This is a genomic window from Pseudomonas farsensis, from assembly GCF_014268805.2.
Lineage (GTDB): Bacteria > Pseudomonadota > Gammaproteobacteria > Pseudomonadales > Pseudomonadaceae > Aquipseudomonas > Aquipseudomonas farsensis.
In genome coordinates, this window is sequence record NZ_JABWRF020000001.1 from 170,599 (window position 1) to 192,087 (window position 21,489).

The 21,489-nt window shown below is 63.2% G+C and carries 24 protein-coding genes and 1 riboswitch; of the genes, 11 read left to right on the top strand and 13 right to left on the bottom strand.

Annotated features, from left to right (window positions below; translation table 11 throughout):
* Window positions 1–123 precede the first annotated feature (123 nt).
* The 5 genes from HU719_RS00805 to HU719_RS00825 all read right to left on the bottom strand — a co-directional run bounded on the left by HU719_RS00805 (window position 124) and on the right by HU719_RS00825 (window position 5,199).
* Window positions 124–819, bottom strand: coding sequence for an SDR family NAD(P)-dependent oxidoreductase (locus HU719_RS00805; protein WP_186537400.1), 696 nt, complete (start codon window positions 817–819; stop codon window positions 124–126).
* Window positions 820–839: 20 nt separating this feature from the next.
* Window positions 840–2,258, bottom strand: a complete 1,419-nt coding sequence (phrB, locus tag HU719_RS00810) for a deoxyribodipyrimidine photo-lyase (RefSeq protein WP_186537399.1) — start codon at window positions 2,256–2,258, stop codon at window positions 840–842.
* 19 nt (window positions 2,259–2,277) lie between these two features.
* Window positions 2,278–3,147, bottom strand: a complete 870-nt coding sequence (locus HU719_RS00815) for a MerR family transcriptional regulator (protein WP_186537398.1) — start codon at window positions 3,145–3,147, stop codon at window positions 2,278–2,280.
* Window positions 3,137–4,105: a YbgA family protein gene (locus tag HU719_RS00820; RefSeq protein WP_186537397.1), complete on the bottom strand. Its 969-nt coding sequence runs from the start codon at window positions 4,103–4,105 to the stop codon at window positions 3,137–3,139. The genes HU719_RS00815 and HU719_RS00820 overlap by 11 nt, the downstream gene beginning before the upstream one ends.
* Before the next feature lie 107 nt (window positions 4,106–4,212).
* Window positions 4,213–5,199 (bottom strand): NAD(P)/FAD-dependent oxidoreductase, encoded by a 987-nt coding sequence (locus HU719_RS00825; protein ID WP_186521595.1) that lies wholly within the window; start codon window positions 5,197–5,199, stop codon window positions 4,213–4,215.
* A 189-nt stretch (window positions 5,200–5,388) separates the two neighbouring features.
* Here HU719_RS00825 and HU719_RS00830 point away from each other — a divergent pair, with 189 nt between their 5' ends.
* The gene (locus tag HU719_RS00830) at window positions 5,389–6,294 is read left to right on the top strand and encodes a TIGR01777 family oxidoreductase (protein ID WP_186537396.1); all 906 of its coding nucleotides are present in this window, start codon (window positions 5,389–5,391) and stop codon (window positions 6,292–6,294) included.
* 13 nt (window positions 6,295–6,307) lie between these two features.
* Entirely contained in the window at window positions 6,308–7,321 is a 1,014-nt protein-coding gene (gene hemH / locus HU719_RS00835) for a ferrochelatase (RefSeq protein WP_186521591.1), read from the top strand.
* Window positions 7,322–7,463: 142 nt separating this feature from the next.
* Here hemH and HU719_RS00840 read toward each other — a convergent pair whose 3' ends face one another.
* Both HU719_RS00840 and upp read right to left on the bottom strand, forming a co-directional pair.
* On the bottom strand, window positions 7,464–8,738 hold the full coding sequence (locus HU719_RS00840; RefSeq protein ID WP_186537395.1) for a uracil-xanthine permease family protein: 1,275 nt from the start codon (window positions 8,736–8,738) through the stop codon (window positions 7,464–7,466).
* A gap of 2 nt (window positions 8,739–8,740) precedes the next feature.
* Window positions 8,741–9,379: a uracil phosphoribosyltransferase gene (upp, locus tag HU719_RS00845; protein ID WP_186521589.1), complete on the bottom strand. Its 639-nt coding sequence runs from the start codon at window positions 9,377–9,379 to the stop codon at window positions 8,741–8,743.
* 161 nt (window positions 9,380–9,540) lie between these two features.
* Between upp and HU719_RS00850 the strand changes: the two genes are divergently transcribed.
* From HU719_RS00850 to HU719_RS00860, 3 genes are all read left to right on the top strand, one after another.
* The gene (locus HU719_RS00850) at window positions 9,541–10,098 is read left to right on the top strand and encodes a hypoxanthine-guanine phosphoribosyltransferase (protein WP_186537394.1); all 558 of its coding nucleotides are present in this window, start codon (window positions 9,541–9,543) and stop codon (window positions 10,096–10,098) included.
* Window positions 10,099–10,200: 102 nt separating this feature from the next.
* Window positions 10,201–10,671 carry a hypothetical protein gene (locus HU719_RS00855; protein WP_186521587.1) on the top strand — a complete coding sequence of 157 codons (471 nt, stop codon included), beginning with the start codon at window positions 10,201–10,203 and terminating at the stop codon, window positions 10,669–10,671.
* A 68-nt stretch (window positions 10,672–10,739) separates the two neighbouring features.
* Window positions 10,740–11,030, top strand: a complete 291-nt coding sequence (locus tag HU719_RS00860; RefSeq protein WP_186521586.1) for a PA4642 family protein — start codon at window positions 10,740–10,742, stop codon at window positions 11,028–11,030.
* Window positions 11,031–11,327: 297 nt separating this feature from the next.
* Here HU719_RS00860 and mqo read toward each other — a convergent pair whose 3' ends face one another.
* Complete coding sequence (gene mqo / locus HU719_RS00865; RefSeq protein ID WP_186537489.1) at window positions 11,328–12,833, bottom strand: malate dehydrogenase (quinone); 1,506 nt, start codon at window positions 12,831–12,833, stop codon at window positions 11,328–11,330.
* 762 nt (window positions 12,834–13,595) lie between these two features.
* Between mqo and HU719_RS00870 the strand changes: the two genes are divergently transcribed.
* Window positions 13,596–14,180: a YajG family lipoprotein gene (locus HU719_RS00870; protein ID WP_186523594.1), complete on the top strand. Its 585-nt coding sequence runs from the start codon at window positions 13,596–13,598 to the stop codon at window positions 14,178–14,180.
* Window positions 14,181–14,566: 386 nt separating this feature from the next.
* Here the strand turns inward: HU719_RS00870 and HU719_RS00875 are convergent, their stop codons facing one another.
* Entirely contained in the window at window positions 14,567–14,773 is a 207-nt protein-coding gene (locus HU719_RS00875; RefSeq protein ID WP_186520260.1) for a hypothetical protein, read from the bottom strand.
* A 161-nt stretch (window positions 14,774–14,934) separates the two neighbouring features.
* Here HU719_RS00875 and HU719_RS00880 point away from each other — a divergent pair, with 161 nt between their 5' ends.
* Window positions 14,935–15,195: a hypothetical protein gene (locus HU719_RS00880; RefSeq protein ID WP_186536415.1), complete on the top strand. Its 261-nt coding sequence runs from the start codon at window positions 14,935–14,937 to the stop codon at window positions 15,193–15,195.
* Window position 15,196: 1 nt separating this feature from the next.
* Here HU719_RS00880 and HU719_RS00885 read toward each other — a convergent pair whose 3' ends face one another.
* Complete coding sequence (locus HU719_RS00885) at window positions 15,197–16,363, bottom strand: 1-acyl-sn-glycerol-3-phosphate acyltransferase (RefSeq protein WP_186536417.1); 1,167 nt, start codon at window positions 16,361–16,363, stop codon at window positions 15,197–15,199.
* A 125-nt stretch (window positions 16,364–16,488) separates the two neighbouring features.
* Here HU719_RS00885 and HU719_RS00890 point away from each other — a divergent pair, with 125 nt between their 5' ends.
* The 4 genes from HU719_RS00890 to HU719_RS00905 all read left to right on the top strand — a co-directional run bounded on the left by HU719_RS00890 (window position 16,489) and on the right by HU719_RS00905 (window position 18,496).
* Window positions 16,489–16,671, top strand: a complete 183-nt coding sequence (locus tag HU719_RS00890) for a CPXCG motif-containing cysteine-rich protein (RefSeq protein ID WP_186520263.1) — start codon at window positions 16,489–16,491, stop codon at window positions 16,669–16,671.
* Window positions 16,671–16,931 carry a putative signal transducing protein gene (locus HU719_RS00895; RefSeq protein ID WP_186520264.1) on the top strand — a complete coding sequence of 87 codons (261 nt, stop codon included), beginning with the start codon at window positions 16,671–16,673 and terminating at the stop codon, window positions 16,929–16,931. Before HU719_RS00890 ends, HU719_RS00895 begins: the two co-directional genes overlap by 1 nt.
* Before the next feature lie 15 nt (window positions 16,932–16,946).
* Window positions 16,947–17,567, top strand: a complete 621-nt coding sequence (locus tag HU719_RS00900) for an SOS response-associated peptidase (RefSeq protein WP_186520265.1) — start codon at window positions 16,947–16,949, stop codon at window positions 17,565–17,567.
* Between the two features lie 113 nt (window positions 17,568–17,680).
* Window positions 17,681–18,496 (top strand): M48 family metallopeptidase, encoded by an 816-nt coding sequence (locus HU719_RS00905; protein WP_186520266.1) that lies wholly within the window; start codon window positions 17,681–17,683, stop codon window positions 18,494–18,496.
* 41 nt (window positions 18,497–18,537) lie between these two features.
* Here HU719_RS00905 and HU719_RS00910 read toward each other — a convergent pair whose 3' ends face one another.
* The 3 genes from HU719_RS00910 to HU719_RS00920 form a co-directional block, all read right to left on the bottom strand.
* Complete coding sequence (locus HU719_RS00910) at window positions 18,538–19,125, bottom strand: TMEM165/GDT1 family protein (RefSeq protein ID WP_186520267.1); 588 nt, start codon at window positions 19,123–19,125, stop codon at window positions 18,538–18,540.
* An 87-nt stretch (window positions 19,126–19,212) separates the two neighbouring features.
* A riboswitch (yybP-ykoY riboswitch) is annotated at window positions 19,213–19,333 on the bottom strand.
* A gap of 40 nt (window positions 19,334–19,373) precedes the next feature.
* Window positions 19,374–20,372 (bottom strand): methyltransferase, encoded by a 999-nt coding sequence (locus tag HU719_RS00915; RefSeq protein WP_186536419.1) that lies wholly within the window; start codon window positions 20,370–20,372, stop codon window positions 19,374–19,376.
* Window positions 20,373–20,423: 51 nt separating this feature from the next.
* Entirely contained in the window at window positions 20,424–21,389 is a 966-nt protein-coding gene (locus tag HU719_RS00920) for a 2-hydroxyacid dehydrogenase (RefSeq protein ID WP_186536421.1), read from the bottom strand.
* Window positions 21,390–21,489: the final 100 nt, after the last annotated feature.

Consider the following 21,489-nt stretch of genomic DNA (forward strand, 5'->3'; position numbering starts at 1 on the left):
AGGAATTGAGCCAGGCACCCGTATAGCAATAGCAGCTGTCGCGGTCCCTGTGGGAGCTGGCGCCAGCCTGCGATGAGGCCGGTTCAGGCTGGCGCAAAACCATGGAATTCCCCGCAAAGGAGCTTACGTGGAGCTGGCCTGCTGCGGCAGCGGCCAAAGCTGGTCCGGGCGGAGCACTTCCAGCACCAATTCCGCTTGCCGCCTTTCCAGGCGCTCCAACAGCTGCGCCGCTGCCTGCTCGGCGGTCCAGTCTTCGGGTATCGCCAAGGGCAGGGGGCTATGCAGCGGCTGTGGCGCCACGATGGTCAGGTCAATGCCCAGCTGCCCCAGCGCAGCGCGCTGCTCACGCAACCAATGCGTCAGGCTGTTGCTGGCTGACGCAGGCTGGGTAGGGTGTGCCAGTTGCTGTGCGCTATGGCGGCTGAGCACCACCATCACCTGCGGGCGCTCGCCTTTGGCCAGCAACGGCAGTGCTTGAGCCAGGCTCTGTTTGCAGGCCTCGAAATTGCTGAGCGCGATGGCTTCGAAAAGCTGACTCTGGGGGGGATCATCAGCCATGTGATCACAACCGCCGGCGTTGACCAGTAGCGTGTCCAGCGCTCCCCAGGCTTGCTGCAGAACCAAGCCTGGCTCGGCGGCTTGCAGCCCCCCGGCCAGGCTCAGCAAGCGGCTCGAGTACTGGAGTTGAAGTGTTTCAAGCGGGCGGCTTTCCTTGCCACTGGCGGCCACCAGATGCCCGTTCTCGAGCGCCTGATGTACCAATGCCAAACCCAATCCGTTGGTTGCCCCCGTAATCCATAAACGGCGACTATCAAACAAGGCCTTGTCCTCTGTTACTGTCAGCCGGACAAGCCTTTGAACGCTTGCAATGCCCGCTGACGACTGCTGTCAAGATCGACTATTGGACTAAAGTAGCGTGTTGTAGCAAAAAGATCGGCAGATTTCACCGGGAGGTGAATCATTTTGTCACTTATGCCCTGCAATTCGGGCAACCAGTGCCGAATGAAAGTTCCCTTCGGATCGAAGCGCTGCGACTGCGTTACGGGGTTGAAGATGCGGAAGTAGGGGACCGAGTCGGTGCCCGTCGAGGCGCTCCACTGCCAACCGCCGTTGTTGGCGGCCAGGTCGCCGTCGATCAAATGCCGCATGAAGTGCCGCTCGCCTTCGCGCCAGTCGATCAGCAGGTTCTTGCTGAGGAACATCGCCACGATCATGCGTAGCCGGTTGTGCATCCAGCCGGTGTGCAGCAACTGGCGCATGGCGGCGTCGATCAGCGGGAAGCCGGTGCGGCCTTCTTTCCAGGCTTGCAGGTCGTCCGGTGCATTGCGCCACGGCAGCGCTTCGGTGTGCTCGCGGAACGCGCGGTGGCGCGAGACCTGTGGATAACCCACCAGGATATGTTTGTAGAACTCGCGCCAAAGCAGTTCGCTGACCCACGTTTGCACCCCGGCGTTGCCACTGTCGAATTCGCCGCGGTTGCTGGCCAGCGCCGCGTGCAGGCACTGGCGCGGGGAGATCACGCCTGCGGCCAGGTACGCCGAAAGCTCACTGGTCCCGGCCGTGGCCGGCAGATCGCGCTGTTGCACGTAGTCTTCGATGCGCTCATCGACAAACTGCGCCAAGCGCCGCTGGGCTTCCTGCTCGCCGGCTGGCCAATGCTCACGCTGCGCCTCGGTGGTGCCTTCGAAACCTTCGATGTGGTCGGGGATCGGATCACTGGCGATGGCCAGCTGCGCTTGCTGCTGCGGGCTATGGGCGTAGGCAGGCAGGCTGCGGTGCAGGTGCTCCAGGCACACCCGCTTGAATTGGCCGAACACCTGAAAATACTGGCCGGTGCGGGTGAGGATGCTGCCGGGCTTGAACAACAACTGGTCGAGGTAGCTGTGGTGGCCAATGCCGCAGGCGTCGAGCTGCGCGGCGGTGGCCTGGTCGCGCAGGGTTTCGTTGACGCCGTACTCGTCATTCCAGTGCACGGCCTCCACCTGGTGCTCACGGCATACGTCGACCACGGTTTGCGGCACTTGCGCCCAGGTGTCGGTATGGCGAACCAGCAATGGAATGTTCAGCGCCTGTAGGGCGGCCTGCAGCGCGCGCAGGTTGCGCAGCCAGAAATCGACCTTGCACGGCGCATCATCATGGGCCTGCCATTGGCCGGGGCTGGCGACCCACAGGGCAATGGTCGGGCCACGCTGGCAGGCGGCGGCAAGGGCGGTGTTGTCGTCGACGCGCAGGTCGCTGCGCAGCCAGATCAATTGCATGGGGAGGCGAGCCTTGGGGTCAGGGGTGCTGAAGGCAGCGCAGGGCCGCCTGGGGGCTGTCGAACAGCAGGGTGTCGGGCAGGGCCATATTCTGCAACTCGGCCTGGTGCAGGCTCAGCGTCGAGCCGCCAAGCAGCTTGCGCGTCGGGATGTCGGCAAGGCTGCGGGTCCAGGCGGCAAGGTCTGGGCGCCGGCCCAGGTGCAACAGCAGCGCGCGCGGCTGTAGCAGCTCCACCGCCTGGCGCAATTGGCGCGGCTCAACCGGCCATTCCAGAATTTCCAGCGGCTGGCCGTTGCTGCTCAGCAGCCAGGCACACAGCCAGAACTCGGCATCGAACGGCGCGTCGTCGGTGCGTGCCAACAGCACGCAAGGGCCGGGCAACGAGTGGCTGTCGTGGTACACGCGGGCGCCGAGCTTGCTGCGCAGCCAGGTGTGGAAGAACGCCTGTTCCAGGCGTGCGTCAAAATGCGACTGCCAGCGCCGCGACAGCGTGTCGAGCAGCGGCATCAGCAAGTGTTCGCACACGGTGACTGCCGGGTACAACGCCATCGCCTGGTTCAGCAACTGGTCGAGCGGGCGCTGTGCCAGGCGGCCAATGGCGTCGATCAACTGGGTGATGCGCTCGCCCCATTCGCCTTCGACTTCGGTGGTTGTGTCGCTGGCGTTGTCCAGCAACTCGCGCACCTTGCTGATGGCCGCGCCACGTTCCAGCCAGCGCAGCGCTGCCTGCACGCGCTCGACCTGGTCTTGTGGATACAGCCGATGGCCCTTGGCGGTGCGCTGGGGCTTGATCAGGCCATAACGGCGCTCCCAGGCGCGCAGGGTGACGGGGTTTACACCGGTAAGGCGGGCCACCTCGCCAATGGGCAGCAGTTCATCAGATTGCATTACGTAGTCCAAGGTTCTCGGGGTGAGGCTGCAGGTAGGCCTGCTGCATCAAGTAAGGGTCGGGGTGATGACGCAGATGATGCTTGAGCAGCGTCATTGGCACCACCAGTGGCACTATGCCGTGTTGGTACTGATTGATCACCTGCTTGAGTTCGGCTTTGTCGGCCTGACCAAGGCCGTCGCGCAGATAACCGCTCAAGTGCTGCAGCACATTGCCATGGGTGCCACGGCTGGCGCAGCGGCGCAGGGCCTGCATCAACTGGCTGAAGTAGCGCGGCCCAATCTGCTGCGGGTCATCGTCGCGGGTCATGCTGCCCAGCAATTTGCCGACACTGCGATAGGCCTGCGGGTTGTGCGCCATCAACAGGTACTTGTAGCGTGAATGAAAGCGCACCAGCGCCCCGCGGCTCAAGCCCTCGCGCAGCAATTGCTGCCAGTCGGCGTAGGCGTACACCCGGCTGATGAAGTTTTCGCGCAGGACCGGGTCGTGCAAGCGGCCTTCTTCTTCGACCGGCAGGTCCGGGCGGCTGGCGCAGAACGCCTGGGCATAGGCACCGCGTGCGCCTTGTGCGGCGGGGTAGCCGTTATCTTGATAAACCTTGACCCGCTCCAGGCCGCAGGAGGGGGATTTTTGCATGAACACATAGCCGCAGATGTCGCCGAGTTCGTCAGCCATCCGCTCGCCATAGGCGCGCAGCGGGGCGGTAAAGTCGGCGCTGGAATCGCGGGTGCCGGTTACGGTCGGGTTTTCGGGGTCGCCTACCAGGCGAATCGGCTCGCGGGGGATCCCCAGGCCAATGGCCACTTCCGGGCATACAGGCACCCAGTCGAAGTGCTCGCCGAGCAGTTCATGGCAGAGCTCGGAGTTCTTGTGGCCGGCATTGAAACGCACGTCCATGCCGGTCAGGCAGGCACTGATGGCCAGGCGTGGCTTGCGGCGTGCTGGGGATAGGTTCATTGCGCCCTCCGAAATAGGCTTGTACAAAATTCATTTGCTGTACAAGCCTATTCCAGCACAAAACCAAACTTATACAAACAATAATTTTTGTACAAGCTGGCCCGCGCTTACTCCATGTGCTCCAGTAGACGCCGCGCGGCCTCCTGGCCGCTTAGCCAGGCGCCCTCCACTCGGCCTGACAGGCACCAGTCACCGCAGGCGTACAAGCCCTGGTCGGCGTCAGCCAGGGCGCCCCATTCATGATTGCCGGCCGGCCGCGCATACAGCCAGCGGTGGGCGATGGTGAAGGCTGGAGTAGGCACCACGCAGCCGATCAGCTCGGCGAATTCGCCGCCCAGTTGCTCGATCACCTCTTCCTTGGAGAGGTCCAGATGCTGCCGGCTCCAGTTGGAGGTGGCATGCAGCACCCAGGTGTCGAGTTGCTCGTCGCGCCCGGGCTTGCTGCGGTTGCGTGCCAGCCAGTCGAGCGGGCTGTCTTGCACGAAGCAGCCCTGCATCGGGGTCTGCAATGGGGTCTCGAACGCTAGCGCGATCGCCCAGGTGGGTTCCATTTGCACGCCTGCTGCTACCGCCGCAAGCTTGGGGGTGGCAGCCAGCAGTTGTGTGGCCTGAGGTGCCGGCACCGCAATCACCACCCGGCTGAACGGGCCATGGCTGGTGCCGTCGGTGTCCTGCAGGTGCCAATACTGCTTGCCGCGAAACACCTCGGCGATACGGCAGCCGAAGTTGACCGTCACGTCATTGAGCAGGCCGCGGGTGATGGCGCTCATGCGCGGCACGCCAACCCAACGTACCTGTTCGTCTGGCGAAGGGGTAAGCTCACCGTCGCGATAGTTGTACAGCTGTGGTTTCCACTGCTCGGCCCAGCCGGCAGCGACCCACTGTTGTACTTGCTCGACGAAGCGCCGGTCGCGGGCGGTAAAGTACTGTGCGCCGAGGTCCAGGGCGCCGGCTTCGCTACGCTTGCTGGCCATGCGCCCGCCACTGCCGTGGCCTTTGTCGAACAAATGAACGGTATGCCCGGCCTTCTGCAGGGCCTGGGCGGCGGACAGGCCGGCGATACCGGCCCCGATGATGGCAATAGGTACAGTCATGATGGCCTCTTCGAACCTTGCTGTGTGCAGCCTACGCTGCCCGGCAAACCTGTACAATGCGTAAAATCTGTATAAGGTTATTCCGCTCGATAAATGCAGGTTCGCCTATGGTTTATCCGAGAGCGTTCGGTCAAAAAAGTGCCTTGATCTTAAAAATAGACCACGGCCGCCAACTGTGAGGACACAGCCATGCATATATTGCTGACCGGCGGTACCGGGCTGATCGGCCGCCACCTGTGCCAATTGTGGCGCGGGCAGGGCCATCGCCTGACCGTCTTGAGCCGCAACCCCGAACAGGTCGCCAAGCTTTGCGGCAGCGACGTGCGCGGCATTGCGCGTCTGGACGAAATTGCCGATGACGACACCTTGGATGCGGTGGTCAACCTGGCCGGCGCGCCCATCGCCGACCGGCACTGGACTGCCGCGCGGCGCACCTTGCTGTGGGCCAGCCGCATCACCCTGACCGAGCAACTGCTGAGCTGGCTTGGGCGCCGGGAACAGCGCCCGGCCGTGCTGGTTTCGGGCTCTGCTGTGGGCTGGTACGGCGATGGCGGCGAGCGCGAATTGACCGAGGCCTCGCCACCGGTCAAGGAAGATTTTGCCAGCCAGTTGTGTATCGCCTGGGAAGAAACCGCCAGCCGCGCCCAAGCGCTGGGCATTCGCGTGGTGCTGGTGCGCACCGGGTTGGTTTTGGCAGCCGATGGCGGCTTTTTGTCGCGCCTGCGCCTGCCCTACAAACTCGGCCTCGGCGGGCCGCTGGGCGACGGCAGGCAGTGGATGCCGTGGGTGCACATCGATGATCAGATCGCCCTGATTGATTTTCTGTTGCAGCACAACGACGCCAGCGGTCCCTATAATGCTTGCGCGCCGGAGCCGGTGCGCAACCGCGAGTTCGCCAAATGCCTGGGCCGTGCGTTGCATCGGCCCGCCTGCCTGCCGGTGCCCAAGCTGTTGCTCAAGGCCGGGCTCGGCGAGTTGTCGACGCTGCTGCTGGGCGGCCAGCGCGCGCGCCCCGAGCGGCTGCTGGCGGCAGGCTTCACCTTCCGCTTCAACGATTTGCAATCGGCCCTGGACGACTTGTCCAGCCGCCTCTGACATAGGACGCTGCATGACCGATCACGCCCTGCTGCTGGTCAACCTGGGCTCGCCGGCCTCCACTTCGGTGGCCGATGTGCGCAGTTACCTGAACCAGTTCCTGATGGACCCGTACGTCGTCGACCTGCCTTGGCCGCTGCGCCGCCTGCTGGTATCGCTGATCCTGATCAAGCGCCCCGAGCAGTCGGCCCACGCCTACGCCTCGATCTGGTGGGACGAAGGCTCGCCGCTGGTGGTGTTGACCCGCAGGCTCCAGGCCGCGATGCAGCCGCACTGGCCCCACGGGCCTGTGGAAATTGCCATGCGCTACGGCCAGCCGGCGCTGCCAGAGGTGCTCGAGCGCCTGGCTGCCCAAGGCGTGCGCCAGGTGACGTTGGCGCCGCTGTATCCGCAGTTCGCCGACAGCACCGTCACCACCGTGGTCGAGCAGGCCAGGCAGACCATTGCCGAGCGCAACCTGCCGTTGCAGACCCGCTTGCTGCAGCCGTTCTACGATCACCCTGAATACATCGACGCCCTGGCCGCCAGTGCGCGGCCCTACCTGGAGCAGGGTTTCGACCACCTGTTGCTGAGTTTCCACGGCTTGCCTGAGCGCCATGTGAAAAAGCTCATCCGCGGCGAAAAACACGACCTGCGCGCCGCCGACTGCTGCGCCGATGCCAGCGCCGAAGTGCGTGCGGTGTGCTATCGCGGCCAATGCCTAGCCAGCGCCAAGGCGTTTGCGCAGAAAATGGGCATTCCGGATGGCAAGTGGTCGGTGTCGTTCCAATCGCGCCTTGGGCGTGACAAGTGGATCGAACCCTATACCGAGACGCGCCTGGACGAACTGGGCAAGGCCGGGGTGAAGAAGCTGCTGGTAATGTGCCCGGCGTTCGTTGCCGACTGCATCGAGACGCTCGAAGAGATCGGCATGCGCGGTAGCGAGCAGTTCATCGAAGCGGGCGGCCAGGAGTTGGTGCTGGTGCCGTGCCTGAACGATCACCCAGAATGGGTGCGGGTGCTGGCGGGGATGTGCGAAAACGTTTAACGGCGGCGCGGTCCTTGTAGGAGCGGCCTTGTGCCGCGAAAGGGGGCGAAGCGCCCCCGGCGATATAAAGTTGGGCCGCAAAGCTGGGGGTGCTTCGCACCCCTTTCGCGGCACAAGGCCGCTCCTACGGTGTTGTAGAACCTTAAGGCAGTTGGTCGTCCAGCTTGTTGTTCTTCCAGCTGTCGTTGCCAGGCAGCACCAGGTTCAGGGCAATGGCCACTACCGCGCACAGCGCGATGCCTTTCAGGCCCCAGTCGTCCGGGCCGTCGCCGCTGCCGATCAGCACGCCACCGATACCGAACACCAAGGTCACCGACACGATCACCAGGTTGCGCGCCTCGGCCAGGTCGATCTTGTGGCGGATCATGGTATTCATGCCCACCGCTGCGATCGAGCCGAACAGCAGGCACAGGATGCCGCCCATCACCGGCACCGGGATGCTCTGCAACAGGGCGCCGAACTTGCCGATGAACGCCAGGGTGATGGCGAACAGCGCCGCCCAGGTCATGATCTTCGGGTTGTAGTTCTTGGTCAGCATCACCGCGCCGGTCACTTCGGCATAGGTGGTGTTGGGCGGGCCGCCGAACAGGCCGGCTGCGGTGGTGGCCAGGCCATCACCGAGCAGCGTGCGATGCAGGCCAGGCTTTTTCAGGTAGTCACGGCCGGTCACGCTGCCCACCGCAATTACCCCGCCGATGTGCTCGATTGCCGGCGCCAGGGCCACCGGAACAATGAACAGAATCGCCTGCCAGTTGAACTCGGGCGCAGTGAAATTGGGCAGTTCAAGCCACGGTGCTGCAGCGATCCTGGCAGTGTCGACCACGCCAAAGGCGAACGACAGGGCAAAGCCCACCAGCACCCCGGAGATGATCGGCACCAGGCGGAAAATACCTTTGCCGAACACCGCCACCACCAAGGTGGTCAGCAGGGCCGGCATGGAGATCAGCATGGCGGTCTTGTACGGCATCAGCGCCGCGCCGTCAGCACCTTTGCCCATGGCCATGTTGGCGGCAATCGGCGCCATGGCCAGGCCAATGGAGATGATGACCGGGCCGATGACCACCGGCGGCAGCATGCGGTCGATGAAGCCTGTCCCTTTGATCTTCACCATCAAACCCATGAAGGTGTAGACAAAGCCTGCGGCCATCACCCCACCCATGGTCGCGGCCAGGCCGAACTGGCCTTTGGCGAGGATGATCGGGGTTATGAAGGCAAAGCTCGACGCCAGGAATACCGGGACCTGACGGCCGGTGACCAGTTGGAACAGCAAGGTGCCGATGCCTGCGGTGAACAGGGCGACGTTGGGGTCCAGGCCGGTAATCAGCGGCATCAGCACCAGCGCGCCAAATGCCACGAAGAGCATCTGCGCGCCCGAAACGACCTGGCGCCAGAGCGGGTCGTTGAAGCCGTCCTGCATGGTCAGGCGTCCTTCTGCTTGGTGCCGAAGATCTTGTCACCAGCATCGCCCAGGCCCGGCACAATGTAGCCGTGCTCGTTCAGGCGCTGGTCGATGGAAGCGGTGTAGATTTGTACATCCGGGTGCGCCCGGGTGAGCGCGTCGATGCCTTCCGGGGCGGCGACCAGCACCATGGCGCGGATTTCCTTGCAGCCGGCTTTTTTCAGCAGGTCGATGGTGGCGACCATCGAGGCACCGGTGGCCAGCATCGGGTCGATGATCAGGGCCAGGCGCTGGTTGATGTCGGGGGCGAGCTTTTCCAGGTAGGTGTGCGCTTCGAGGGTTTCCTCGTTGCGGGCCACGCCGACGGCGCTGACCTTGGCACCCGGGATCAGGCTGAGGACGCCGTCGAGCATGCCGATACCGGCGCGCAGAATAGGCACCACGGTGATCTTCTTGCCGGCGATTTTCTCGACTTGTACCTTGCCGCACCAGCCGTCGATTTCGTAGTTTTCGAGCGGCAGGTCCTGGGTGGCTTCATAAGTCAGCAGCGCGCCGACTTCCTGGGCGAGTTCGCGAAAATTCTTGGTGCTGATATCGGCGCGGCGCATAAGGCCGAGCTTGTGGCGGATCAGCGGATGGCGGATCTCACGAATAGGCATGGGGGGCTCCGGAAGGCGGGCAAAAAAACCGCGCTAGATTAATCTATTCAGTCTTTGCTGTCGTGCAGTCATTGTGCACGTTAGTCCAGAAAGGCTTGATCTGGGCCGAGCGGATGCGTACCTTTGCCCGCTTTTCCAAACTGCACCCCCTGGAGAGCGCCATGTCCGCCGATCTAGAGCACATCCGTCAAGTGATGCACGAGGCTGACTGCCTTTACACCGAAGCTCAGGTCGAGGCGGCCATCGCCGAGGTCGGCAAGCAGATCAGCGCCGACCTTCACGACAAGAACCCCGTGGTGTTCTGTGTGATGAACGGCGGCTTGATCTTCGCCGGCAAGCTGCTCACGCATTTGCAGTTCCCGCTCGAAGCCTCGTACCTGCACGCTACCCGCTACCGCAACCAGACCAGCGGCGGCGAGCTGTTCTGGAAGGCCAAGCCTGAGGTTTCGTTCATCGACCGCGACGTGCTGATCGTCGATGACATTCTCGATGAGGGCCACACCCTCAGCGCCATCATCGAGTTCTGCAAGCACGCCGGCGCCCGTTCGGTGCACACCGCAGTGCTGATCGACAAGGACCACGATCGCAAGGCCAGCCCGGGCCTGAAGGCCAACTATGCCGGCCTGCCGTGCATCGACCGCTATATCTTCGGCTACGGCATGGACTACAAAGGCTACTGGCGCAACGCCAATGGCATCTTCGCCGTCAAAGGCCTGTAACGCTGCCTCGCGCATGCCGCCACCGCCGGCGGCGGCATGCAATCAGCCCTATAGCGGCAAACCCACCATGCTAGAGTGCCTCCTCATGCCAAGGAGCCTCACATGCGCGCGATTTTCCCTCTGCTGCTGGCGCTGAGCCTGCCACTCTCTGCGGCCCCGCTGCACAGCCAGTTCCTGCCCGCTGATGACCTGTCGTTGCGCCAGGAAGCACCGACCGCCCAGCAACTGCTGCAAGTCACCGACTATTCGGTCGTGGTTGGCACCCAGCGCCAGTCCGACCAGCAGCCGATCCCGATCACCGCATCGTTGCAGATGCGCCTGAAGGGCAAGCCGATGAACAAGGGCGCCACCATCAATCAGGTGTTGCTCAACTTCGATGGTGAGGGTGGCAAGAGCCTGAAAAAGCCGGTCTACGACGACAAGACGCGCACCCTGACGCTCAACTACCCCATGGCTGACTACCGGGTAATCATGGACCTGCTGCGCAACGAAACCCTGTATGTGCAGTTTCTGAGCTACCCCAACGGCCACATCTGGGCCGACCTGCACACCGGCACCGTACGTACGCGTTGAGGCCCGAGGCGGGCGAGGGGTACACTGCCGGCCTTCGAAATTCCGTGATGATTCAGTGGGAGCCGGCGATGCGTAAAGACAAGAAACAAATAATTGGCGATGAAATCAGCGACGACTACATCAAGGCGTTTCTGCAATTCGAGCCAGCCGATGGCGTGACGTCGCCATCGCATCACAAGCTGATCAAAGCCTACCGTGGGCTGCGTATCGACGACTTCGAGCGCTTTGTCGGCTTCTTCGTCGAGGCGGGCTTCGATGTCGATGGCAAGGATGAGCACGGCAAGACCTTTGCCGAAGTGATCGCCGACCAGCGCACCGCGCCGGACTACATCGAGATCATCGACAAGGCCCGCGGCTGATTGACCTGAGCAGTTTGATGGTTTTGTACAACCCTGTTCCCGCCAGACATATCTCCTTGTGGCGAGCGGGCTTGCCCCGCGTTGGGCTGCGCAGCAGCCCCTTGGGTTTTCAGGGCTGCTGCGCAGCCCAACGCGGGACAAGCCCGCTCGCCACGACGCTCTATCATTTCCCAAAGGATTGGGTCCCACCAGCCATGTTGAGGCCAGGACAGGCTTGTACAAAACCGTCGAACCTCACCCTCACCCCACGAATACAAAAAAACGCCCCGAAGGGCGTTTTTTCGTTTTACGCGCGGCTCAGGCGTAGTGCTTGGCCGGGCTGCTTTCCACCAGGTCCAGCGCTGCGTCGTTGTCGGCGCTGATCTTGTGGTACAGGGCAGCGTCGGTCGCCAATACGCTTTCGCGGGCCGGGAAGATTTCCTTGAGCTTGGCGGCCCAGGCACCCTTGGCCTGATCGGGGAAGCAGCGATCGATCAGGTCGAGCATGATCGACACGGTCACCGAAGCGCCTGGTGATGCACCCAGCAGGGCTGCGAGGCTGCCGTCCTGGGCCGAAACCAGCTCGGTACCAAACTGCAGAATGCCGCCTTTTTTCGGGTCTTTCTTGATGATCTGTACGCGCTGGCCGGCCACTTCCAGGCGCCAGTCTTCAGCCTTGGCTTCAGGGTAGAAGCGGCGTAGCGAATCAAGGCGCTGCTCCATCGACTGCATCACTTCGCTGACCAGGTACTTGGTCAGGTCCATGTTGTCGCGGGCCACCGCCAGCATCGGGCCAATGTTGCCCAGGCGCACCGACAACGGCAGGTCCATGAACGAGCCGTGCTTGAGGAACTTGGTGGTGAAGCCTGCGTACGGCCCGAACAGCAACGACTTCTTGCCATCGACCACGCGGGTATCGAGGTGCGGGACCGACATGGGCGGTGCGCCGACAGCGGCCTGGCTGTAGACCTTGGCCTGGTGCTGCTTGACGATTTCCGGGTTGTCGCAACGCAGCCACTGGCCACTCACCGGGAAGCCGCCGAAGCCCTTGCTCTCGGGGATGCCCGATTGCTGCAGCAGCGGCAGGGCAGCGCCACCGGCGCCGAGGAACACGAAGCGGGCGTCGACTTCGCGGCTGCTGCCGCTGTTGACGTCCTTGATGCTCACTGTCCAGCCACTACCGTTGCGGCGCAGGCCGACGACCTTCTTGCTGTACTTGACCTGCGCATCCGGGCTGTTGCCCAGGTGCTTGAGCAGCTTGTTGGTCAGCGCGCCGAAGTTGACGTCGGTGCCTTTCATCACGCGGGTGGCGGCAATGTGCTGGTCGGCGGGGCGGCCGGGCATCATCAGCGGCATCCAGTCGTTCATCACCGCCTTGTCTTCGGTGTACTCCATCTCGGCGAAGGCGTGATGCTGCTTGAGCAGCTCGAAACGCTTCTTGAGGAAGCCCACGCCCTTGTCACCTTCGACGTAGCTCAGGTGCGGGACCGGGTTGATGAACGCGCGCGGCGACCCGAAGGTGCCCTTTTTGCTCAGGTAAGCCCAGAACTGCCGGGAAACCTCGAACTGGGTGTTGATGTGCACGGCCTTTTTGATGTCGATGCTGCCATCGGCGGCCTGCGGGGTGTAATTGAGCTCGCACAGGCCGGCATGGCCGGTACCGGCGTTGTTCCACGGGTTGGAGCTTTCCGCAGCACCGGAGTCCATCGCTTCGACGACCTCCAGCTTGAGGGCCGGGTCGAGCTCCTTGAGCAGTACGGCCAGGGTGGCACTCATGATGCCCGCGCCTACCAGTACTACATCAACCGATTCGTTCTGCGCCATTTAACGCGTCTCCACAATCTACAGCACCTAATTGACAGCATAGGAAACCGGGGTTGCCCGGATTGCCATGTCCGACTCTTCGCAGTTGTTGCCACTTCCGCGGACACCGCCAATCAGTCTCGGGGGGTTGCACTATTGAACCCCGATTGCCACCCCTGCGGCAATTCGACTTATGGTCAAGTGATCCGTCGTGCGTTATGGACCGGCCTCAGGCTCCCATCCAGCAGGAGTACGTTTGCCGCCTGTTCAGGGCTGTTGCAGACACATCTGTCGCTTTTACACATGCCAGACTGTTCATTTGCTCGCCACACTCTTGTGAAGTAGTGAAAACCGTGTTTTTCACGCTCTTTTGGAGACGTGAACCTCAAAAGGGATGCGCGATGGCAACCCGCAGGTTCATGCCAAGCAGGCGGCCAGAACAGCAGGCACGACAGCCAATGCAAGACCTGAGTGGAAGGCTCTCTGTGGGCGAAGCGTCGAGGGTGCCGGGGTCAATCGGCGAATGCGGGGCCCGATCAGGAGACGTCCTTATAATCGGGGGGAGATTATAGCGATGTCGCGGGCAGAAAGGTCGTTCTTATTGGTTTTTATTGCAGCGTTTGTCAGGTAGCGAGTATGCGTTGCTGCCAACCACCTCTTGCCGGGGTGCAAGCCCGAGCGCCGTGCATGCGCGCTCTACGGCGGTTTTTCTCGCAGCTTGCCGCTAACCGCTCGGCGCTGGGTATACTGTGCGCCTTTGCCGCTTTTTCTGGAGAAATGCGCATGTTGCAACGTCTGTTGTTCGGTTTGTTCGCGGTGGCCAGCCTGAGCCTGGCCGGTTGTGCCCACAGCCCGCAACAACTCAGCCCGCAGCCCAAGCTTACCCAACAGCTGGCGCCGGTCGGCCATGGCCAGGCGGTGGTGGTGCGAGTGGTTGATGGCCGTGCTTCGCAGTCGCTGGGCACCCGCGGTGGCATGTACCCTGAAACCAGCACCATCACGGTCAATGGCAACGATGTCGTGCCCAAGCTGCAGGCCCAGGCCGAAGCTGCGGTACGCCTGCTCGGCTTCACCCCGACGCCCAACGCCGCTGGCGCGCCACAGCTGACGGTCACCTTGGCGGAGCTTAAGTATCAGTCGCCCAAGGACAAGATGTACGTGACCGAGGCCACCATCGGCGCCACCTTCCGTGCTGACGTGTCCAACGCCAACCGCCGTTACAGCGGCCGCTACGGTGCTTCGCTGGACCAGCGCTTCGGCATGGCGCCGAACCAGGAAACCAACACCAAGCTGGTGAGCGACGTGCTCAGCGATGCGCTGACCCGCCTGTTCAAGGACCCGACTGTCGGTCAGGTACTGGGCGAGTAACGTCCGGCTTCAACATAAAGCCCGCTGCCTGAGTGTCAGGCAGCGGGCTTTTTTGTGGTCTTCGCGGGCCTCATCGCAGGCTGTGCTCAACCGCAAAATTGCTGGTTGGACCCAATCCTGTGGAAAATGATAGAGAGCCGTGGCGAGCGGGCTTGTCCCGCGTTGGGCTGCGCAGCAGCCCTGAAAACCCCAGGGGCTGCTGCGCAGCCCAACGCGGGACAAGCCCGCTCGCCACAAGGGAGCTCGCCACAAGGAGATATGTCTAGTGGGAAGAGGCTTGTACAAAACCATAGAATCTCCCACAGGGGCCGCGTCAGCTGCGATATGGGTAGCAGACTCAATTTCTGTGAGAGCTGGCGCCAGCCTGCGATGAGGCCCGCACAGGCTCAGGCGGCGTGGACGTGAAAGTCGAGCAGGCTGATCCCAGTTTGCGTATCGACCTCGGGCAGGTCGTCATGGCTGTGACCGCCGAGCGCGCAGTACACCAGCCAGTGGCGGTCTTGCACGTTGATGGAAAAACCATCGATCAGCGCCTGCTGTTCGTCACTCTGGGCAACAAGGTAGAGACGGTCCTGGTTTTCGGCGTGCAGCATGACAAGCTCCGGTTCGGTTGCAGGCCGACAGGGTGGCCTGTCTTGATGACGAGCGTATGACAGATGAAATTTAGTCGCAGTTGGTCGCAAAAGTGCGGGCGTGCCAACGGGCCTAGGTAGAATGCCGGGCTTTGCTGAACCTGAAACCGAGGGTCGTGTCGATGTCGTTGCAAGTGCTCATGGGCTTTCTCGCTGCCCATCCGGCCAAACTGGTAAACCTTCTGGCCCTGCTGATTACCTGCCCGGGCGGTTTGCTGCTGCACAGCGCCCGGCGCCGTGCAGCAATCACCCGCCAGCGGCTGGCGGTGGATGAGGGCGCGGCGCAAGGCTTCGACCTGCGCGTGCCGCGCTATTACTACAGCCTCGGGTTCACCTGCCTGGCGATGGCCCTGCTGCTGTCGTGGCTCAGCACCTGGGCCTGATTCAGGCCAAGGTGGCCTGGCGCTTGACCTGATACTGGTTACGCACCGGCGTCGCATATTGCTGCACCAGGTACGGGCGCTGCTCGGCAGGGCAGGCGTCCAGGCGGCGCTGCCATTCTGCGCGGGCCTTTTGCAGCTCTTCGGCCGGGAACACCTTGTCAGCGCTCGGCACTTGCAGTGCCTCGTCTTTCTCGGCCCACATCGCATAGGCCAGGTAGTGCACCGGGAACAGCCGGTAGCCGCCGAGGATCTGCCGGTCGATGGCCAGGGCCAGTTGCTTGGTGTCCTCGTGGTACTCGGTTACAGGCGGTGCAAAGTTGATGTGCACCCGGCCTTTGTAGCCGGTAATGCCCTGGGCAATGCTGTTGTCGTCCTCGCCCGGCGCCTTGGTGTAGCTGCCGGTGGTGGCGCGGATGTACAGCTCGCGGGCCTTGGCCTGGTCGCACGGGTCGTATTCGTAGCTGATCGATACCGGAATCAGGTTCAGGCTCTGGATCACCGCACCAAACGGCTCGTCCTTGCGGCTCATGTGGAACATTTTCAGGATCGCCGAATCGGTCCGGTCATCACCGTCCTTGGCGCGGCCTTCGGCCTGGGCGATCCAGATCGAGGCGCCATCGCTGCGGATGGAATGGTTGATGTAGGCCGACAGCAACTGGTAGGCGGCGAGCTTCTCGCGGCGGCCGCTGATCGAGCGGTGCACGATGAAGCTTTTGTTCAGGCGCATCATGTCGCTGACGAAGGGCTTCTGCAGCAGGTTGTCGCCGATGGCGATCCGCGGCGTGGGCAAGCCTGCGTGGTACACGGCGTAATTGACGAAAGCCGGGTCCATGACGATGTCGCGGTGGTTGGCCAGGAACAGGTAGGCGGTGCCCGCCTTGAGCTGCTCGACGCCGGTGTAGGTGACGCCGTCGGTTGCACGGTCGATGGTCCGGTCGACGTAGTACTCGACTTTGTCCTGCAACGTCGAAACGCAGCTCACGCCAGCGAACTCTTTGCGCAGGCGCCGCGCGATCAGTGGCTTGAGCAGCCAGCCGAAGGCGCCCGCTGCCCGCGGGAAGCGGAAGTGGGTGAGGATATCGAGGAATGCCGGGTCGCTGAACAGGCGCGCCAGAACGGCAGGCACCTCAGCGTCGTCGTACGGTCGGATGGCATCGAATTCGCCCATCATGCTCTCTTGTTGGAAACGGCTAGGGTAATAAGGTAGGGGCGGGGTCGGAAAAACGGCTCCGACACACATCAGCCCTGTAAATAGACCGGCAATTATACGCACAAGTCACTCAGGAGACCGCGATGCTGGAAACTGCTATCTACGATTGTCCGTACTGTGGTGAACAGGTTGAAACGACCGTGGACCTGTCTGCCGGCGACCAGGAGTACATCGAGGACTGCCAGGTCTGCTGCAAGCCCATCACCTTCAAGCTGCAGGTCGAGGGTGATGAGTGGATGCTCGATGTTTACGGCGAGAACGACTGATGCTGCGTATATACGAGCCTGAAAGCCTGCTGGAGGCGCAAATGCTGGTGGGCATGCTCGCCAGCGAAGGCGTTGAGGTGCACCTGGTCGGGCGCGACCTGATGGGCGCGGTGGGTGAGCTGCCGATGCACGGGCTGTTGGGCCTGGCGGTCGCCGATGAGCATGCCGCCTACGCACGGCAACTGATCGATGCGTACAATGCTGCCCAGCCCCTTGCCGGCGACGAACCGGAAAGTTATCCGGGAACCCTGATCTGTTAGGTTTTGATTTCGCCCATGTGTGGACGCTACGCCCTGTTTCGCTGGTCCCCAGCCTTTGCCGGCTTGCCGGGGTTTCCCCCTGAGCAGCGTGCGCAATGGAACATTTCGCCCGGCGCCTCGGTGCTGATCCAGCGCCAGCAGGCCGGCCAGTTGCAATTGGCCAGTGCGCGCTGGGGGCTGACCCCGGCCTGGCTGACCGACCTCTCGCGCACGCCCGCCCAGGCCCGCGCCGAGACCCTGGCCGAACAACCGATGTTTCGCGATGCGTTCCGCCAGCGGCGCTGCCTGATGCCGGCCAACGGCTTTTACGAGTGGCGCGGCACTGCACGCAAACGCCCGTATTGGGTGACACCGGGGGAGGGCGCTTCGCTGTTCTTTGCCGCCGTGTGGGAACAATACCCGGTGCAAGAGCAGGTTTGGCTAAGCTGCGCGGTAATCACCCAGCCTGCAATGAACCAGCGCCGCCCGCTGATTCTGGATGAAGCCGAGCAGGCGCTGTGGCTCGACCCCGATACGCCGCTGGCGCGCCTGCACGAGCTGCTCGCCAAACCCCCGGCCAGCCTGCGCGAGCGCGCCCTGGCGCTGTTGGTCAACGACCCCAAGCTTGACGGCCCGGAATGCCTGACCCCAGCGTGAGCCTGCACCGGGTCAGTTGAATCGTCGGCTTACGTAGGAAAACTTACCCAAAGCTCTAGCGGCCTGAAGCGCCAACGCCTAGGATACGCGGCACGTAAATAGGGAGTGTTTTCATGCGTAAGTCATTCGTTGTCAGCATGTTGAGCGCCGGCATCCTGCTGGGCGGCTGTCAGGCGGTCAATACCACCAGTGGTGGCGCCGTCGGTGTTGAACGCAAGCAGTACATGTTCAGCATGCTCTCGACCGATGAGGTCAACCAGATGTACGCCAAGTCGTACCAGCAGACCCTCGGTGAAGCCACCAACGCAGGCGTGCTGGACAAGTCCAGCAAAGACGCCAAGCGGGTGCAGGCCATTGCTGACCGCCTCATCGCCCAGGCACCACAGTTCCGGCCGGACGCCGCGCAGTGGAAATGGGAAGTCAACGTCATCAAGAGCGACGAGCTCAACGCCAACTGCGGCCCAGGCGGCAAGATCATCGTCTACACCGGCCTGATCGACCAGCTGAAGCTGACCGACGCAGAAATCGCCGCCGTGATGGGCCACGAAATTGCCCACGCCCTGCGCGAGCATGGCCGTGAAGCAATGTCCAAGGCCTACGGCGTGGAAATGGCCCGCCAAGGCGCCGGCGCCATCTTCGGCATTGGCCAGGACAAGATGGCCATGGCAGACACCGTGGTGAACTACTCCATGACCCTGCCCAACAGCCGCGCCAACGAGAACGAAGCCGACCTGATCGGCCTCGAACTGTCGGCCCGCGCCGGCTACGACCCGAACGCTGCGATCACCTTGTGGAACAAGATGAGCAAGGCTTCCGAAGGCGCGCCGCCTGAGTTCATGAGCACTCACCCGGCTTCCACCAGCCGTATTGCGTCGCTGCAGGCAGCCATTCCGAAGGTGATGCCGCTGTACCAAGCGTCGAAGAAGTAAGCCCTCGAACGCCGCTCCTGCAAGGGGCGGCGTTTTTTCGATCAGCCTATCCAGCCGCTGGTTTTCATTGCCGAATACACGGCGACCACTGCCAGCACCACGAACGCCGCCGCCGCCAGGCGACGGATCAGCGTCAACGGCAGTTTATCTGCTGCAAAATTACCCGCCAGTACCACCGGCACGTTGGCAATCAGCATGCCCAGCGTGGTGCCAATGATCACCATGATCAGGTGCGGATACTGCGCAGCCAGCATCACTGTGGCGACCTGGGTCTTGTCACCAATCTCCGCCAGGAAGAACGCAATCAGCGTGGTCAGGAACGGCCCGAAGCGGCGCGCGTTGCTGGTTTCATCATCGTCCATCTTGTCCGGCACCAAGGTCCACAAGGCCGTGGCGGTGAAGCTTGCGGCCAGTACCCAGTGCAGCACCGACTCGCTGAAAAACCCACTGACCCAGGCGCCCACAGCGCCCGCGGCGGCATGGTTGGCCAAGGTGGCGGCGACGATACCGGCAATGATCGGCCAAGGCTTGCGAAAGCGGGCCGCGAGAATAAGCGCGAGCAATTGCGTCTTGTCGCCAATTTCGGCGAGCGCAACGATGGCGGTGGGGACGAGCAACGATTCCAGCATCAGGATTCCTACGGGGGCGGGTCGACACGGCTATGACACGTACAGCCTCCCCGCCCCGGGTAAGGTGTGCGTGTCATAGGTCTTGTCAAACCCTGGATCCATCTGTGTGGACCGTGGGTCGCACGCGCCATGGCCTGAGGGCCAAGTATGTTGACGCGTGCCGGGCAAGCTGGGTGCTTGCGGGAGACTACTCCCCTAGGACGGTGCGGATTCTGCCTAGGCCAAACGCTTTAGGCAAGCGCTGTTTTTCAACCGCGCGTGGCGCGGTAAATTTTGAAACCCTGTGCTTCGGCGCGGGTTTCGCAGTTGCCCAAGGCGGCCTCTATCAACGGTTTGTAGCGCAGGAAGCTGTTGGCAACTAGGCGCATTTCGCCGCCTTTTCGCAGAATTTTGCCAGATTTCGCCAACAAGTCTTCAACTGCCTGGTAATGCGTGTGCACCCCGGTGTGGAACGGCGGGTTGCTCAGAATCACGCTCAGGTCCTGGGGCGCTGCATCGATGCCGTCGCCGCTGATTACCTCGCCTTCAAGGCCATTGGCGGCCAGTGTGAGGCGGCTGGCAACCACCGCAAACGCGTCGACATCCAGCAGCGTCACCTGGCTTTGCGGGTAACGGCGCTTGACCGTCGCGCCCAGCACACCAGCCCCACAGCCAAAATCAAGCACATGGCCGCTGGGCAGGTTTTGCAGATGCTCCAGCAACAGCGCGGTGCCCTTGTCCAGGCGGCCATGGCTGAATACGCCAGGCAGGCTGACCACGTGCAGCGGCCCGTCAGGCAACGCCAGTTCGAAGCGTTCTGCAAGGCTTTCCAGCGGCTGCGCAACCGGTGCGTTATCTACGGTTACCTGCCACAACTGGCAATGGCGGGCGCTGTCGAGCTTGCGCGGCTTGCCGAACGCCTGCAATTGCTTGGCTGCGCCCTCGATGCCGCCGCGCTTTTCACCGACCAGGTACAGCTCGCGGCCAGCCAGGCGCGAGGCCAGGGCGTTGAGCAGATAGGCGGCAAGCTCGCGGGACTTGGGCAAAAACAGCACGGCGCTGTCGAAGGGCACCTGCGGTGCGTCGACACCGTGGTGGCAGCGGCCAGGAAAACGGCCCAGAAGCTGCGCCTGGTCGCCGGCGTGCCAGGTCCAGGCCTGGGCTTGCGGCAGCTCGGCGAGCAGGCCGTCGGCGGGGGCGCCGGCGATCAGCAGCGAGCCCTGGAACAGCTCCGCCTGGCGGAGCAACACTTCACTGCGCGGGTCCATGGACGACGCCTCCTGAAAAAAGTCGCGCAGTGTAGCAGAGCCGCCTGCGGTTCAGCCGACCACTTGCCGTGGCTGCCCGGCAAAGAACGCCTGGGCGTTTTCGGCCAGTTGGCCGACGATGCGCTGGCGCGCCTCCACCGCGCCCCAGGCGCTGTGCGGGGTGATGATCAGGCGTGGGATATCCGCCGCCAGCAGCGGGTTGCCGTTGATGGGGGGCTCGACGCTGAGCACATCGGTGGCGGCCCCGCCCAAGTGCCCGCTGCGCAGCGCATCGGCCAGGGCCTGCTCGTCGATCAGCCCGCCGCGCGCGGTGTTGACCACCAGCGCACTGGGCTTGAGCAGCGCCAGCTCACGGGCCCCGAGCATGTGCCGGGTTTGCTCGGTGAGCGGGCAGTGCAGGGTCAGGGCGTCGACTTGGGGCAACAGTTCGTCCAGGGGCAAGCGGTCGGCGCGCGCCGGCCGGCCGGGAATCTGGCCACTGAGGACACGCATGCCGAACGCTTCGGCCAGGCGCGCCACCGCCCCGCCCAATTCGCCATGGCCCAGCAGGCCGAGGGTCTTGCCCTCAAGCTCGACGATAGGGAAGTCGAGCAGGCAGAACTGGCTGGCCTTGGCCCATTGCCCGGCCGCCACGGCCTGCTGGTAGTCGCAAAGGCGCGTGGCCAGCGCGAGCAGCAGGGCCAAGGTGTGCTGGGCCACCGAAGGGGTGCCATAACCTTGGCAGTTACACACGGTAATGCCTTGGGCGCGCGCCGCGGCGAGGTCAACGTTGTTGGTGCCGGTCGCCGACACCAGGATCAGCTTGAGCTGCGGGTTGGCCGCCAGGGTTGCACCATCGAGCACCACCTTGTTGCTGATCGCCACTGTGGCGCCCTTCAGGCGTTCGGCGACTTCGTCGGCGGCGGTCGCCGGGTGGCAGCGCAGCGACGAAAAGCACTGCTGCAAGGGGCCTAGGTCGAGGTCCCCGAGGTCCAGGGAGGCATGGTCGAGAAATACGGCATCGCGTGCGGCGGTCATGACGGGTCCTTCTGCGGGGGCGTGGTCTGGGCGGTGGCGCCCGACCTGCACCTTACTTAATCAGGCGCGGTTACGTCATCAAGTGTGGTGCACACTCAAG

Excerpts from the sequence above, each read along its gene's own strand:
- HU719_RS00910 (WP_186520267.1), bottom strand. The coding sequence starts at position 19,125 with ATGCTGGAATCGTTGCTCGTCCCCACCGCCATCGTTGCGCTCGCCGAA.
- HU719_RS00850 (WP_186537394.1), top strand. The coding sequence starts at position 9,541 with ATGTCCGCCGATCTAGAGCACATCCGTCAAGTGATGCACGAGGCTGAC.
- HU719_RS00855 (WP_186521587.1), top strand. The coding sequence starts at position 10,201 with ATGCGCGCGATTTTCCCTCTGCTGCTGGCGCTGAGCCTGCCACTCTCT.
- HU719_RS00895 (WP_186520264.1), top strand. The coding sequence starts at position 16,671 with ATGCTGCGTATATACGAGCCTGAAAGCCTGCTGGAGGCGCAAATGCTG.
- HU719_RS00870 (WP_186523594.1), top strand. The coding sequence starts at position 13,596 with ATGTTGCAACGTCTGTTGTTCGGTTTGTTCGCGGTGGCCAGCCTGAGC.
- HU719_RS00825 (WP_186521595.1), bottom strand. The coding sequence starts at position 5,199 with ATGACTGTACCTATTGCCATCATCGGGGCCGGTATCGCCGGCCTGTCC.
- HU719_RS00815 (WP_186537398.1), bottom strand. The coding sequence starts at position 3,147 with ATGCAATCTGATGAACTGCTGCCCATTGGCGAGGTGGCCCGCCTTACC.
- HU719_RS00820 (WP_186537397.1), bottom strand. The coding sequence starts at position 4,105 with ATGAACCTATCCCCAGCACGCCGCAAGCCACGCCTGGCCATCAGTGCC.
- upp (WP_186521589.1), bottom strand. The coding sequence starts at position 9,379 with ATGCCTATTCGTGAGATCCGCCATCCGCTGATCCGCCACAAGCTCGGC.
- HU719_RS00875 (WP_186520260.1), bottom strand. The coding sequence starts at position 14,773 with ATGCTGCACGCCGAAAACCAGGACCGTCTCTACCTTGTTGCCCAGAGT.
- HU719_RS00885 (WP_186536417.1), bottom strand. The coding sequence starts at position 16,363 with ATGGGCGAATTCGATGCCATCCGACCGTACGACGACGCTGAGGTGCCT.
- HU719_RS00830 (WP_186537396.1), top strand. The coding sequence starts at position 5,389 with ATGCATATATTGCTGACCGGCGGTACCGGGCTGATCGGCCGCCACCTG.
- HU719_RS00905 (WP_186520266.1), top strand. The coding sequence starts at position 17,681 with ATGCGTAAGTCATTCGTTGTCAGCATGTTGAGCGCCGGCATCCTGCTG.
- hemH (WP_186521591.1), top strand. The coding sequence starts at position 6,308 with ATGACCGATCACGCCCTGCTGCTGGTCAACCTGGGCTCGCCGGCCTCC.
- HU719_RS00900 (WP_186520265.1), top strand. The coding sequence starts at position 16,947 with ATGTGTGGACGCTACGCCCTGTTTCGCTGGTCCCCAGCCTTTGCCGGC.
- HU719_RS00920 (WP_186536421.1), bottom strand. The coding sequence starts at position 21,389 with ATGACCGCCGCACGCGATGCCGTATTTCTCGACCATGCCTCCCTGGAC.
- HU719_RS00860 (WP_186521586.1), top strand. The coding sequence starts at position 10,740 with ATGCGTAAAGACAAGAAACAAATAATTGGCGATGAAATCAGCGACGAC.
- HU719_RS00915 (WP_186536419.1), bottom strand. The coding sequence starts at position 20,372 with ATGGACCCGCGCAGTGAAGTGTTGCTCCGCCAGGCGGAGCTGTTCCAG.
- HU719_RS00890 (WP_186520263.1), top strand. The coding sequence starts at position 16,489 with ATGCTGGAAACTGCTATCTACGATTGTCCGTACTGTGGTGAACAGGTT.
- HU719_RS00840 (WP_186537395.1), bottom strand. The coding sequence starts at position 8,738 with ATGCAGGACGGCTTCAACGACCCGCTCTGGCGCCAGGTCGTTTCGGGC.
- mqo (WP_186537489.1), bottom strand. The coding sequence starts at position 12,833 with ATGGCGCAGAACGAATCGGTTGATGTAGTACTGGTAGGCGCGGGCATC.
- HU719_RS00880 (WP_186536415.1), top strand. The coding sequence starts at position 14,935 with ATGTCGTTGCAAGTGCTCATGGGCTTTCTCGCTGCCCATCCGGCCAAA.
- phrB (WP_186537399.1), bottom strand. The coding sequence starts at position 2,258 with ATGCAATTGATCTGGCTGCGCAGCGACCTGCGCGTCGACGACAACACC.